General features: G+C 65.0%; 10 protein-coding genes. 9 read left to right on the forward strand and 1 reads right to left on the reverse strand.

Translation table 11 applies throughout. The features are described from left to right. Positions 1–37 precede the first annotated feature (37 nt). Positions 38–2,266, forward strand: coding sequence for a CHASE2 domain-containing protein (locus QQL28_RS19570; RefSeq protein WP_284267862.1), 2,229 nt, complete (start codon positions 38–40; stop codon positions 2,264–2,266). Positions 2,267–2,361: 95 nt separating this feature from the next. Here QQL28_RS19570 and QQL28_RS19575 read toward each other — a convergent pair whose 3' ends face one another. Further along, positions 2,362–3,957, reverse strand: coding sequence for an ABC transporter substrate-binding protein (locus tag QQL28_RS19575; RefSeq protein ID WP_284267865.1), 1,596 nt, complete (start codon positions 3,955–3,957; stop codon positions 2,362–2,364). A gap of 201 nt (positions 3,958–4,158) precedes the next feature. Between QQL28_RS19575 and QQL28_RS19580 the strand changes: the two genes are divergently transcribed. The 8 genes from QQL28_RS19580 (at position 4,159) to QQL28_RS19615 (ending at position 12,421) form a co-directional block, all read left to right on the forward strand. Further along, positions 4,159–5,817, forward strand: a complete 1,659-nt coding sequence (locus QQL28_RS19580; RefSeq protein WP_284267867.1) for an ABC transporter substrate-binding protein — start codon at positions 4,159–4,161, stop codon at positions 5,815–5,817. A 251-nt stretch (positions 5,818–6,068) separates the two neighbouring features. Continuing rightward, positions 6,069–7,022 carry an ABC transporter permease gene (locus QQL28_RS19585; protein ID WP_027521379.1) on the forward strand — a complete coding sequence of 318 codons (954 nt, stop codon included), beginning with the start codon at positions 6,069–6,071 and terminating at the stop codon, positions 7,020–7,022. A 216-nt stretch (positions 7,023–7,238) separates the two neighbouring features. Beyond that, positions 7,239–8,141, forward strand: a complete 903-nt coding sequence (locus tag QQL28_RS19590) for an ABC transporter permease (protein WP_284267870.1) — start codon at positions 7,239–7,241, stop codon at positions 8,139–8,141. 3 nt (positions 8,142–8,144) lie between these two features. Next, positions 8,145–9,206 carry an ABC transporter ATP-binding protein gene (locus QQL28_RS19595; RefSeq protein ID WP_284267877.1) on the forward strand — a complete coding sequence of 354 codons (1,062 nt, stop codon included), beginning with the start codon at positions 8,145–8,147 and terminating at the stop codon, positions 9,204–9,206. Then, entirely contained in the window at positions 9,203–9,400 is a 198-nt protein-coding gene (locus QQL28_RS19600; protein WP_284267879.1) for a hypothetical protein, read from the forward strand. Before QQL28_RS19595 ends, QQL28_RS19600 begins: the two co-directional genes overlap by 4 nt. Continuing rightward, complete coding sequence (locus QQL28_RS19605) at positions 9,397–10,812, forward strand: amidase (RefSeq protein ID WP_284267881.1); 1,416 nt, start codon at positions 9,397–9,399, stop codon at positions 10,810–10,812. The genes QQL28_RS19600 and QQL28_RS19605 overlap by 4 nt, the downstream gene beginning before the upstream one ends. Further along, positions 10,809–11,786, forward strand: coding sequence for an ABC transporter ATP-binding protein (locus QQL28_RS19610; RefSeq protein ID WP_284267883.1), 978 nt, complete (start codon positions 10,809–10,811; stop codon positions 11,784–11,786). The genes QQL28_RS19605 and QQL28_RS19610 overlap by 4 nt, the downstream gene beginning before the upstream one ends. Positions 11,787–12,151: 365 nt before the next feature. Beyond that, positions 12,152–12,421, forward strand: coding sequence for a GlsB/YeaQ/YmgE family stress response membrane protein (locus tag QQL28_RS19615; protein ID WP_254102821.1), 270 nt, complete (start codon positions 12,152–12,154; stop codon positions 12,419–12,421). Positions 12,422–12,525: the final 104 nt, after the last annotated feature.

The raw sequence follows: 12,525 nt of genomic DNA on the forward strand, positions 1-12,525 counted from the left end.
GATCGAGCCCGATCGGGTACCGGGAAGTCCAACGGGCATGAAGCGGCTCAAGATATGGCGGCGGTGGTTCGCGCGCAGGTTCGGCTATGCGCGGCTGGTCTGCCTTGCGCTGCTCGTCGGCTTCGCCGCCCTGCGCATCGCCGATCCGAGCCTGGTCGAGGAGCTTCGCGTCCGCACCTTCGACCATTACCAGGTCTGGGACTCCCGCAAGAAGACCGCAAGGCCCGTCGTCATCGTCGATATCGACGATCGGACGCTGAAGGCGGTCGGCCAGTGGCCGTGGCCGCGAACCAAGCTTGCCGACCTCGTCACGAACCTGACGCGGCTCGGTGCCGCCGCCATCGCCTTCGACGTGATGTTCCCGGAGCCCGATCGGCTCAATCCCGACATCGCGGTCGAAACCTTCCGTAACCTGGACGAGGCGACGCGCGACAAGCTGAAGGCGCTGCCGAGCAACGACCAGATGTTCGCCGAGGCGATGAAGCGTTCCCGCGTCGTGCTCGGCGAGACCGGCCTTCCGGTCAGCAACTCGGAGCTCGACAAGAAGCTTCCGCAGACTGGCCTCGCGACCTTGGGTGAGGAGCCGCATCGTTTCCTGTTCGAATTTCCCGGCCTGCTGCGAAACATCCCCGTTCTTGAGGCGGCCTCCGCCGGCCGCGGTCTGCTGACCATCAAGCCCGAGCGCGACGGCATCGTCCGGCGGGCGCCGATGATCACGCAGGCCCAGGATGTGATCCTGCCATCGCTGAGTCTCGAAATGCTGCGCGTGGTGTCCGGCTCCGACACCATGCTGGTCAAGACCGATCGCGAAGGCATTCGCAGCGTCGGCGTGAAGGGTTTTTCGATCCCGACCGACAAGAACGGTCAGCTCTGGGTGCATTTCGCCCCGCAGGATCCCTCGATCTACGTGCCGGCGGTTGACGTGCTGGAAGGGCGGGTTGCTTCGGACAGGGTCGCGCAGCGGCTGGTGCTGATTGGCACCTCGGCAGCAGGGCTGAATGACATCAAGACGACGCCGGTTGATCCCGCCATGCCCGGCGTCGAGATCCACGCCCAGGTGCTGGAAAGCGCGCTGACCGGCTCGATCATCTCGCAGCCGAACTACGGCATCGCGCTCGAGTTCTTCGCCGCAATGATCATGGGCGTCCTCGTGATCATCTTTGCGCCGAAGTTCGGGCCCGTCACGCTGGTCGGCGTCGGCGCGCTGTTCGCTTCAGTGCTGATCGGCTTCTCCTGGTACTATTATGTGCGCTATCGCCTCTTGATCGATCCCACCTATCCGCTGCTCTCGACCACCGCGATCTATTTGACGCTGATCTTCGCAAGCTTCGTCCGCGAGCAGCAGCAGCGCAAACAGATCCGCGGCCATTTCGCGCAATACTTGTCGCCCGTTCTGGTCGAGCAGATGGCGCAGTCTCCGGAAAAGGTGGTGCTCGGTGGCGAGGAGCGCCAGATGACGATCATGTTCTCCGACGTGCGCGGCTTCACCACGATCTCGGAGAGCTACAAGCACGATCCGCAAGGGCTGACCGCGCTGATGAACCGCTTCCTGACGCCACTCACCAATGCCATCCTCGCGCGCAAGGGCTATGTCGACAAGTACATGGGCGACGCCATCATGGCGTTCTGGAACGCGCCGCTCGACGACAAGCAGCACGAGATCAACGCCTGCGAGGCGGCGATCGACATGCTGGAGAAGATCGACGAGGTGAACAAGGAGCGCGAGGAAGAGGCCGCCGAGGGCGGCCACGTCTACATTCCGCTCAATGTCGGCATCGGCCTCAACACCGGTGTTGGCGTGGTCGGCAATATGGGCTCGGACCTCAAGTTCAACTATTCGGTGCTCGGCGACAGCGTCAACCTGGCCTCGCGCCTGGAAGGGCAGACCAAGGAGTACGGTTTTCCGATCATTGTCGGCTCGAAGACCGCGCTCGCTGCCAAGGACAAGTTCGCCATCCTCGAGCTCGACTTCATCATGGTGAAAGGGAAGACCGAGCCGGAGGTGATCTATGCGGTCGCCGGCCGCGAGGACGTGATGCATTCGGGAGCCTTCCAGCGCCTGCGCAATATCACCATCGAGATGCTCGCCTGCTACCGCAGCCGCGACTGGCAGGGCGCGCTGGACGCGATCGAGCGCGGCCGCAGGAGCGAGGACGCCGACACGCTGGAGAAGCTGTTCCGTCTCTACGAGGCGCGCATCAGGAACTACCAGGCCAACCCGCCGCCGGACGACTGGAACGGCGCCTACGCGCTGCTGACGAAGTAGTGGTGCATGTAGAAGTGGTTTGCTGGCGCCTCAAACTTGGTGTTGTCCTGGCTTTCGCCAGGACGACGGCGCAGTGATTGGCGAGGTCGGTCCCCTCACTCCACCCCGATCGTCGTCAGATCCTGGAACCAGTGCTGCGCCTGCACGAACTGCTTGATCTTGGGCGACAGCGCATGCGGGTTGGTGTCGTGGACGACCCAGACCAGCACGGCATCGTCGACGATCTCTGCATGCGCCTGCGCCAGCAGCTCGTCCTGTCTGGCGGTGTCGAATGTCTGCTTGGCTTCGTCGATCAGCGCATCGACCTTCGGATTCTTGTAGCCGCCCCAGTTGACGCCGACCGGCGCGATCTGGCCCGAGTGGAAGAAGCGCACGATGGCATAGAGCGGGTCGGAGGTGACGTAGGCGATGTTGTTGGCGGTGATGCCGGTGTTCATCTCGTCGGCCGCGCCCTTGCGCCAGTGGGTGTAGAGCGTCTCGAGCTCGACGACCTTGAAGTCAACGTCGATGCCGATTTCCTTGAAACTCTGCTGCAGGAATTCGTTCATCGGCAGTGACAGCATCTGGCCGGTGCCGCCCTGCGCGATGATGAAGGTGGTCTTGAGCGGCTTGTCCTTGCTGTAGCCGGCCTCCTCGACCAGCTTCTTCGCGGCGGCGAGGTCGTACTTCAATTCAAAGGTCGGCTTGCCGAACCACGGGCTCGACGGGTCGACCTGGCCCTTCGCAGGCTTTGCAAGCCCGTTCATCAACCCGACGACGGCGTCGCGGTCGATCGCGAGATTGAGCGCCTTGCGCAGGCGGATGTCGGTCCAGGGCGAGCCCGGCAGCACGCTCAAATGATAATTCCACACATGCGGCGTGACGTTGTCGACGATCTTCATGCCGGCCGCTTTCAGCTGCGGCACGGCATCGGGGGCGGGCGTCTCGATCAAATCGACTTGTCCGGCCAGCAGCGCGTTGGTGCGCGTCAGCGCTTCCGGCATCGGCACCAGCACGAGCTTGTCGACCTTCGGAATCCGCTTCTTGTTCCAATAGTCCGGATTCTTGGCTAGCTCGGCGAGTTCGCGCGGCACCAGCTTCGTCAACTTGAACGGGCCGGTGCCGGAGGGCTGGCTTGCGAACTTGTCCCAGTCTTTGCCGAGCTTCTCATATTGCGCCGGGCTCGACACCAGGAACCAGAGCATCTGATAAGGGAAGAAGGAATCCACCGTCTTGGTGGTGATCTCGATCGTATCGTCGTCGATCTTGGCGTAGCTCGCGACCGAAGGCAGGCGGGTCTTTACCTGTGCGCTCTGCCGCTTGTCGAACTGCGGCGCCTTGTCGTTGAGCACCTTGTCGAGATTCCAGATCACCGCATCGGCGTTGAAGTCGCTGCCGTCGTGAAACTTCACGCCCTTGCGCAAGGTGAAGCGCCATTTGGTCTTGTCTGACTCATTGACCTTCCATTCGGTGGCGAGCCCCGGCACCAGCTTGCCCGGTCGGTCCGCGACGTCCATCTCCCACGCAACCAGTGGATCGTAGATCGTGTAGGCCGTGAACTGATAGGCGCCGGCGCCGCGATCGGGCTGGCCGGTGGTCAGCGGAATGTCCGCCATGGAGATTCCGTAACGCACCACGGTTTCGGCGTCCGCCGGGATTGCTGAGAACGCCAGCGCAAGGACGGCGAGACAGCTCAAGATTCGATTGCGCATGACCAAGACTCCCAACGAAAAATCTGGAGCCGAACGTGCAATCTTGATGCCAGAATAGGCAGCGCAACACGTTCGCCGGCGCAGCATCACAAGGACTTGTCGTCGCAGGTGCAATTTGCAGAATAAGTTTCCCCGCTGGCATAGCCATTGCATACGTTTGCATCAAAAATAATCATCGAAAGCCGGAAAAGGATTGAGGCGATGCTTATCGAAAAAACCACCCGCGCTGCATTGATTGCGGCGCTGGCGCTCGCGACCGCGGCGGCCTGGCCGCGTGCGGCCAGTGCGGAAACCGTGCTGCGCATCGGCATGACCGCGGCCGATATTCCGCGCACGCTGGGCCAGCCCGATCAGGGGTTCGAAGGCAACCGCTTCACCGGCCTCACCATGTACGACGCGCTGACCATGTGGGACCTATCCTCGGCCGACAAGCCGAGCGTGGTGATCCCGGGGCTTGCGACCGAGTGGAAGGTCGACGACGCCGACAAGACCAAATGGACCTTCAAGCTGCGCCCCGGCGTCACCTTCCATGACGGCTCGCCGTTCAACGCCGATGCCGTGATTTGGAACGTCGAGAAAGTCTTGAAGCAGGACGCGCCGCAGTTCGATGCCAGCCAGGTCGGCGTCACCGCCTCGCGCATGCCGACGCTGGCCTCCGCGAAGAAGATCGACGACATGACGGTGGAGCTGACGACCAAGGAGCCCGACAGCTTCCTGCCGATCAACCTCACCAATCTCTTCATGGCGAGCTCGGCGAAGTGGCAGGCCTTGTATGACAAGGCCGAAGGCGCCGATGCCAAGGCGAAATCGCAAGCAGCCTGGGCGGCGTTCGCCAAGGACGCTTCGGGCACCGGCCCGTGGAAGATGTCGAGCTTCACGCCGCGCGAGCGGCTCGAGCTCGCCCGGAACGCGAGCTATTGGGACAAGGCCCGCGTGCCCAAGGTCGACAAGATGGTGCTGCTGCCGATGCCGGAAGCCAATGCGCGCACCGCGGCGCTCTTGTCCGGCCAGGTCGACTGGGTCGAGGCGCCGGCGCCGGATGCGCTGCCCGAGATCAAGCAGCGCGGCTTCGTGCTCTACACCAATGAAGAGCCGCATGTCTGGCCCTGGCAGTTCTCGCGCGTCGAGGGCTCGCCGTGGAACGACATCCGCGTGCGCAAGGCCGCAAATCTCTGCGTCGATCGCGAAGGCCTGAAGGATGGATTGCTCGCGGGTCTGATGGTGCCGGCGAGCGGCACCTTCGAGCCCGGCCATCCCTGGCGCGGCAATCCGAGCTTCCAGATCAAGTACGACAAGCCGGCTGCGCAGAAGCTGATGCAGGAAGCCGGTTACGGTCCGAACAAGAAGCTCACCGTGAAGGTGCAGACCTCGGCGTCCGGCTCGGGCCAGATGCTGCCGCTGCCGATGAACGAATATCTCCAGCAGGCGCTCGCCGAATGCTATTTCGACGTGCAGCTCGACGTGATCGAGTGGAATACGCTGTTCACGAACTGGCGGCGCGGCGTCAAGGATCCCAGCGCCAACGGCTCGAATGCGACCAACGTCACCTATGCGGCGATGGATCCGTTCTTCGCGCTGGTGCGCTTCCTGCAATCGGGCATGGCGCCGCCGGTCTCGAACAATTGGGGTTTCATCAACAATCCCAAATTCGATGAGCTCGTGAAGAAGGCGCGGCAGACGTTCGATCCCGCCGCGCGCGACACGGCGCTTGCCGAGCTGCACGCCGCATCCGTCGACGACGCAGCCTTCCTCTACGTCGCCCACGACGTCGCCCCACGCGCCATGAGCCCGAAGGTGAAAGGCTTCGTGCAGCCCAAGAGCTGGTTCGTCGATTTCTCGCCGGTGTCGATGGTCCAGTGAGGCGAGCAGGCTGATAGGGCTCCCCTCCCCCTTGCGGGGAGGGGCTGGGGAAAGGGGGTTCACACGGGCGGTCCCTGTGTGGCCACCCCTCTCCCTAGCCCTCCCCGTCGCAAGTCGGGCCTGCCCGACTTGCGCATTGATGATGCGCAACCGGGGTAAACTCCGGTTGCGTTGGGGAGGGAACCCTCGCATCGTGCGTCCCTCACTGTAGCCCGCGCGCCCAATCGTGCGACGTCACGTTAGGTAGTTCAGTGCTCGCCTATATCGCCAGACGCATCGTCTACGTCATCCCGATCGTCATCAGCGTGGCGCTGGTGTGCTTCCTGCTGGTGCACATCACGCCGGGCGATCCGCTCGTCGCCGTGTTGCCGGCCGATGCGTCGCAGGAGCTCGCGGCGCAGCTCCGCGCGGCCTACGGCTTTGACCGGCCGCTGCCGGTGCAGTTCGGCCTCTGGCTGCTCCGCGCGCTGCACGGCGATCTCGGCAACTCCATCGCGACGGGACGCCCCGTGCTTGCGGAGGTCATGCGCGCGGTCGGCAACACCGTGACGCTGGCGATTGCCGCCGCCATCATCGGCTTCACGATGGGGATCCTGCTTGGCCTGATTGCCGGCTATTTCCGCGAGACCTGGATCGACAAGCTCGCGACATCCTTTGCCATCGCCGGCGTCTCGGTGCCGCATTACTGGCTCGGCATGCTGCTCGTCATCATCTTCTCGGTCGAGCTGAACTGGCTGCCCGCGGTCGGTGCCGGCCCCGGCGGCTCCGGCGCATGGGCGTGGGACTGGGCGCATCTGCAATACCTCGTGCTGCCGGCGATCACGACGTCGGTGATTCCCATGGGCATCGTCACCCGCACCGTGCGCGCGCTCACCGGCGACATCCTCAGCCAGGATTTCGTCGAGGCCTTGCGCGCAAAGGGCCTGCGCGAAACCGGCGTGTTCCGCCACGTCATCAAGAATGCCGCGCCGACCGCGCTTGCCGTGATGGGCCTCCAGCTCGGCTACATGCTCGGCGGCTCGATCCTGATCGAAACCGTGTTCTCCTGGCCGGGCTCGGGCTTCCTGCTGAATTCAGCGATCTTCCAGCGCGACCTGCCGCTGTTGCAAGGCACGATCCTGGTGCTGGCGCTGTTCTTCGTCTTCCTCAATCTGCTGGTCGACATCGCGCAGGCCGCAATCGATCCACGCATCAAGCGGGGCTAGCGGGATGAGTTTGAGCCCAGCTATGGCCGCGAAGGCAGTGCGCTCCCTCCCCCGCTTGCGGGGGAGGGTTGGGGAGAGGGTGTGTCCACAATCGAGAACCCCCAAGAGGAGAGAGCCCTCACCCGCGCCTTGGGCGCGACCTCTCCCGCAAGCGGGAGAGGTCGAGCGAGCCCGGGGCGTGCACCGATTGCAAAAATGCCTGCCGGGAGTCGGCCGATGAGCGAGCTTCCGCTATCTGCCACCAGCGACGCCGCGCTTCAGGCCGCACCCGTGACGAAAGCGCGCGGCTATTGGGCGACGGTCGGCCGCCGTATCCTGCGCGACAAGGTCAGCATGGCCTGCGCGCTGGTGCTGATCCTGATCTTCGTATCCGCTATTCTTGCGCCGTGGCTTGGCCTCGAGGACCCCTACAAGGGCTCGATGATCCGCCGCCTGCGCCACATCGGCACGACGGGTTATCCGCTCGGCACCGACGAGCTCGGCCGCGACATGCTGGCCCGGCTGATCTATGGCGGGCGGCTGTCACTCGTCGTCGGCATTCTGCCCGTGATCCTTGCCTTTGGCATCGGCACCTCGCTCGGCCTCGTCGCAGGCTATGTCGGCGGCAAGCTCAACACCGCGATCATGCGCACGGTCGACGTGTTCTACGCCTTCCCCTCCGTGCTGCTCGCCATTGCGATCTCCGGCGCGCTCGGGGCCGGCATCCTCAACTCCATCGTGGCGCTCACCATCGTGTTCGTGCCGCAGATCACCCGCGTCGCCGAAAGCGTCACCACCGGCGTGCGCAACATGGATTTCGTGGAGGCTGCGCGGGCGTCCGGTGCGGGGCCCTTCACCATCATGCGCGTGCACATCCTCGGCAACGTGCTCGGCGCGATCTTCGTCTATGCGACCAGCCTGATCTCGGTCTCGATGATCCTGGCCGCCGGCCTCTCCTTCCTCGGGCTCGGCACGAAACCGCCGGAGCCGGAATGGGGGTTGATGCTGAACACGCTGCGCACCGCGATCTACGTCAACCCCTGGGTCGCAGCCCTTCCGGGTGCGATGATCTTCGCAGTCTCGATCTGCTTCAACCTGCTCTCGGATGGCCTGCGCAGCGCCATGGACATCAGGAACTAGGACATGAGCGAGGCGAACCTTTCCGTCGAGACGCTTGCCCCGGTCGAGGACCGCGGTGGCGTCGCGCAGCCGCTGCTAAGGGTCAACGGCCTGACCAAGCATTTCCCCGTGCGCGGCGAGCTGTTCAGTGCGAAGCGCACCGTGCGCGCCGTCGACAACGTGACCTTCTCGGTCGCCAAGGGCGAGACCGTCGGCATCGTCGGCGAATCCGGCTGTGGCAAGTCGACCACTGCGCGGCTCCTCATGCATCTGATGCCGCGCGATGCCGGCGACATCATCTATGACGGCATGACCGTCGGCCAGGCGCTCAGCCTGCGCGAACTGCGCCGCGGCATGCAGATGGTGTTCCAGGATTCCTATGCTTCGCTCAATCCGCGCCTGACGATCGAGGAATCGATCGCCTTCGGTCCCAGAGTTCACGGTATGGCGGATAGCGCAGCCCGCGCGCTCGCGCGCGAGCTGCTCGGCAAGGTCGGCTTGCGTCCGGAAAATTTTGCCAACCGCTACCCGCACGAGATCTCCGGCGGCCAGCGCCAGCGCGTCAACATCGCGCGGGCACTGGCGCTGTCGCCGCGGCTCGTGATCCTCGATGAAGCCGTCTCGGCGCTCGACAAGTCGGTCGAGGCGCAGGTGCTCAATCTGCTCGCCGATCTCAAGCGCGAATTCGGCCTGACCTATCTCTTCATCAGCCACGACCTCAACGTGGTCCGTTACATCAGCGATCGCGTGCTGGTGATGTATCTCGGCGAGGTCGTCGAGCTCGGCCCGGTCGATGCGGTCTGGGACGCGCCCGCTCATCCCTATACGCGCGCGCTGCTGGCAGCGATGCCGTCCTCCGACCCCGACAAGCGCACCGAGACGCCGCCGATCTCGGGCGACCCGCCCAACCCGATCGATCCGCCCTCCGGCTGCCGTTTCCACACCCGCTGTCCGTTCGCGGAGCCGCTCTGCGCAAATGCTACACCGAAGCTCACTGCGCTCGGTACAATGGGCCATGAGGCCGCCTGCTATATGGCCGTACCGGGATCGGGCCACAGCCGCGCGCCGCAAGAGGGAGCAGCATGACAAGCCCGACTGCCAAAGACATCAAGGCCATGGCCGATACGGCGGGTGTCCCCGTGGACGAGGAGACTGCGACCCGCATCGCCAATTCCATGGGCCCAGTGTTCGACGGCTTTGCGACCATCGCCGGCACGCTGCCGATGGATCTGGAGCCGTCTCTTTATGTGCTCGCGCAAACCACCAAGGTTCCCGCATGAGCACCGAGCCCGCCTTGATGACGCTGACCGAGGTCGCACGCGCGATCGCGATGAAGCAGGTGTCCTCGCACGAGGTGACGCGCGCGCTGTTGCATCGCATCGCGCAGTGGCAGCCGCATCTCAACGGCTTCATGGCGATCGAGGCCGAGGCTGCGCTGAAGGCCGCGGAGCAAGCCGACGCTGCGCTTGCGGCGGGCGAGGTGCGCGGGCCGCTGCACGGCGTTCCGCTCGCGCACAAGGACATGTACTACGACGCGGGCAAGGTCGTCACTTGCGGCTCGCTGATCCGCCGCGACTACGTCGCCACCACGACGTCGACGGCGCTCCAGCGCCTGAAGGATGCCGGCCAGGTGCGGCTCGGCGCGTTGCACATGGCCGAGTTCGCCTATGGTCCGACCGGTCACAACAGCCATTATGGTCCGGTGCGCAATCCCTGGAACGTTGCGCATATCACCGGCGGCTCGTCGTCGGGCTCGGGCTCGGCGGTCGCCGCGCGGCTGACCTTCGCCGCGCTCGGCTCCGATACCGGCGGCTCGATCCGCATGCCCGCGAATTTCTGCGGCGTCACCGGCCTGAAGGTGACCTGGGGCCGCATCAGCCGCGCCGGCGCGATGCCGCTGTCGCAATCGCTCGATACCGTTGGCCCGTTGGCGCAGACCGCGGAGGACTGCGCGCTGCTGCTCGCGCTGATGGCAGGCCCCGACCCCGAGGATCCGACCGCGAGCGCCGAGCCTGTGGCGGATTATGTTGCCGCGACAAAAGGCTCGCTGAAGGGTCTCAAGATCGGCGTGCCCGCAACCTTCTATGTCGATGATCTCGACAGCGAAGTCGCGCGCGTGCTCGACGAGACCATTGCCGTGCTCAAGCGCGAGGGTGCCGACATCGTCAAGGTCGAGCTGCCGGACCAGCGGCAATTGCAGGCCGCGAGCCAGCTCGTGCTGGCGGTCGAGGCGGCCGCCTTCCACAAGCGCTGGCTGATCGAGCGTCCGCAGGATTATGGCGCGCAGGTGTTGATGCGGCTCCAGAACGGGCTCGCGGTCCCCGCCATCACCTATCTCGAAGCGATGCGCTGGCGGGGGCCTGCGCTGGCGGCCCATCATGCCGCCACCGCCGGCGTCGATGCGGTGATCGCGCCGGTCTCGCCGGTGCCGCCGCCGACGATTGCCGAGAGCGATGTCGGCGGGAATGCGAATGCGCCGGCGGTGTTGCAGCGGCTGACGCTGTTCACGCGTCCGGTGAACTATCTCGGCCTGCCGTCGCTGGTCGTGCCGTCGGGCTTCACTGGAAGCGGCCTGCCGGTCGGCATGCAGCTCATCGGGCGCGCGTTCGACGAAGCGACCCTGCTCACCATCGGCGCCGCGTTCCAGCGCGCGACCGACTATCACGCCAAGGTGCCGAAGCTGCCGTCATGACCAAGCTCGTCGAGATCTCAGGCCTCAACATCCGCTTCACCGGCGAGCGCACGGTTTTTGCCGTGAACGATCTCGATCTCTCGCTTGGTGACGGTGAGGTGCTGGGCCTGCTCGGCGAGTCCGGCTCGGGCAAGAGCGTGACGCTGCGTGCCCTGATGCGGCTCCTGCCGAAGAAGCGCACGCAGATCTCGGGCACCGTCAACGCCATGGGCCGCGACGTGCTCGCCATGGGCGAGGAGGAGCTCTCCGCGTTCCGTGGCCAGACGGTGTCGATGATCTTCCAGGAGCCGGCGCTGGCGCTCGATCCGGTCTACACCATCGGCGCGCAGATCGCCGAGAGCGTGGTGCGTCACGAAGGCAAGAGCTATGCGGAGGCGCGGGCGCGCGCGCTGGAGATGCTCGAGGTCGTCCGTATCCCCTCGGCAAAGCGCCGGTTGGATGCCTATCCGCACGAAATGTCCGGCGGCATGCGCCAGCGCGCGATGATCGCGCTTGCGCTCGCCTGCCGGCCAAAAATTCTGCTCGCGGACGAGCCGACCACCGCGCTCGATGCCACCGTGCAGATCCAGATCCTGTTGCTGCTGCGCGAACTGCAGCGCGAGTTCGGCATGTCGGTCATCTTCGTCACCCATGACATCGGGGTCGCGATCGAGATCTGCGACCGCGTCGCGGTGATGTATGCCGGCCAGATCGTGGAGCAGGGGAGCTTGCGCGACATCGTGCGCGCGCCGGTGCATCCCTACGCCAAGGGCTTGCTTGCCTCGACCATTCACGGCGCCAAGCGGGGACAGCGGCTCGAGACCATCCCCGGCACGCCGCCCTCGCTGGCCGAAATGCCCCACAACTGCTCCTTCGCCCCCCGCTGCGCCGTTGCCCAGCCGCAGTGCCTGGCGCAACTGCCTGCGAATGTGGCGGTCGGACCCGGCAGGGCGGCGCGGTGCGTGCTGGCGGAGGCGACGACGGCCGCTTCGTAGCCTGTTGGTTGTGAAGTCAGTGCAAGCCACGAGTCGGCTGCGCTCCCTCCCCCTTGCGGGGGAGGGCCGGGGAGGGGGTAGCCCCGGGTGAGGTCAGAGTTCGTGGCACCCCCCTCCCTGCCCCTCCCCCGCAAGGGGGGAGGGAATGAGAGGGCGGTGCGCTCCTGGCCTCGGAAATCTCAAGCATCAGGACCGAGTTGCCGCGATCCGCCGGGCGCATCCTGGTCGGGCCCGTTCTCCTTTGCATGGGGTTGTTTTCGATATTTTTGTCGGCGCGAGGCCGCTGGGGGCGCCAAGAGTATTCAGTTCCCGTTCATCCCGGTTCCCGTTCCATGCCCCCCGTTCACGGAGAGGGACTTCAACGTATGTATATTTCTGGCCAAAGCCTCATCGTCATCCTGTTCGTCGGCCTGGTTGCCGGCTGGCTCGCGGGCAAGGTGGTACGCGGAAGCGGATTCGGCATCATCGGCGACATCGTGATCGGCATCGCCGGCGCATTTGTCGCGAGCTTCCTGTTCCCGCGGCTCGGCATCCATCTCGGCGTCGGGCTGATCTCGGAGATCATCTACTCCGCGATCGGCGCCATCATTCTGCTTCTGGTGGTTCGCCTGGTGCGTGGCGGCGGGCGGCTCTAGCGGTTCGTTGCGAGAAACCGGCTGCCGCGATGTCAAATTCATCGCGGCAGCCGCGAAAACTGTGGAATTCCGGATTTGCGCCGCAGTGCGGCTGCGCTAGAGCT

Origin of the sequence: Bradyrhizobium iriomotense, from assembly GCF_030160715.1 — a bacterium.
GTDB lineage: Bacteria > Pseudomonadota > Alphaproteobacteria > Rhizobiales > Xanthobacteraceae > Bradyrhizobium > Bradyrhizobium iriomotense.

Excerpts from the sequence above, each read along its gene's own strand:
- QQL28_RS19570 (WP_284267862.1), top strand. The coding sequence starts at position 38 with ATGAAGCGGCTCAAGATATGGCGGCGGTGGTTCGCGCGCAGGTTCGGC.
- QQL28_RS19575 (WP_284267865.1), bottom strand. The coding sequence starts at position 3,957 with ATGCGCAATCGAATCTTGAGCTGTCTCGCCGTCCTTGCGCTGGCGTTC.
- QQL28_RS19580 (WP_284267867.1), top strand. The coding sequence starts at position 4,159 with ATGCTTATCGAAAAAACCACCCGCGCTGCATTGATTGCGGCGCTGGCG.
- QQL28_RS19610 (WP_284267883.1), top strand. The coding sequence starts at position 10,809 with ATGACCAAGCTCGTCGAGATCTCAGGCCTCAACATCCGCTTCACCGGC.
- QQL28_RS19605 (WP_284267881.1), top strand. The coding sequence starts at position 9,397 with ATGAGCACCGAGCCCGCCTTGATGACGCTGACCGAGGTCGCACGCGCG.
- QQL28_RS19590 (WP_284267870.1), top strand. The coding sequence starts at position 7,239 with ATGAGCGAGCTTCCGCTATCTGCCACCAGCGACGCCGCGCTTCAGGCC.
- QQL28_RS19595 (WP_284267877.1), top strand. The coding sequence starts at position 8,145 with ATGAGCGAGGCGAACCTTTCCGTCGAGACGCTTGCCCCGGTCGAGGAC.
- QQL28_RS19615 (WP_254102821.1), top strand. The coding sequence starts at position 12,152 with ATGTATATTTCTGGCCAAAGCCTCATCGTCATCCTGTTCGTCGGCCTG.
- QQL28_RS19600 (WP_284267879.1), top strand. The coding sequence starts at position 9,203 with ATGACAAGCCCGACTGCCAAAGACATCAAGGCCATGGCCGATACGGCG.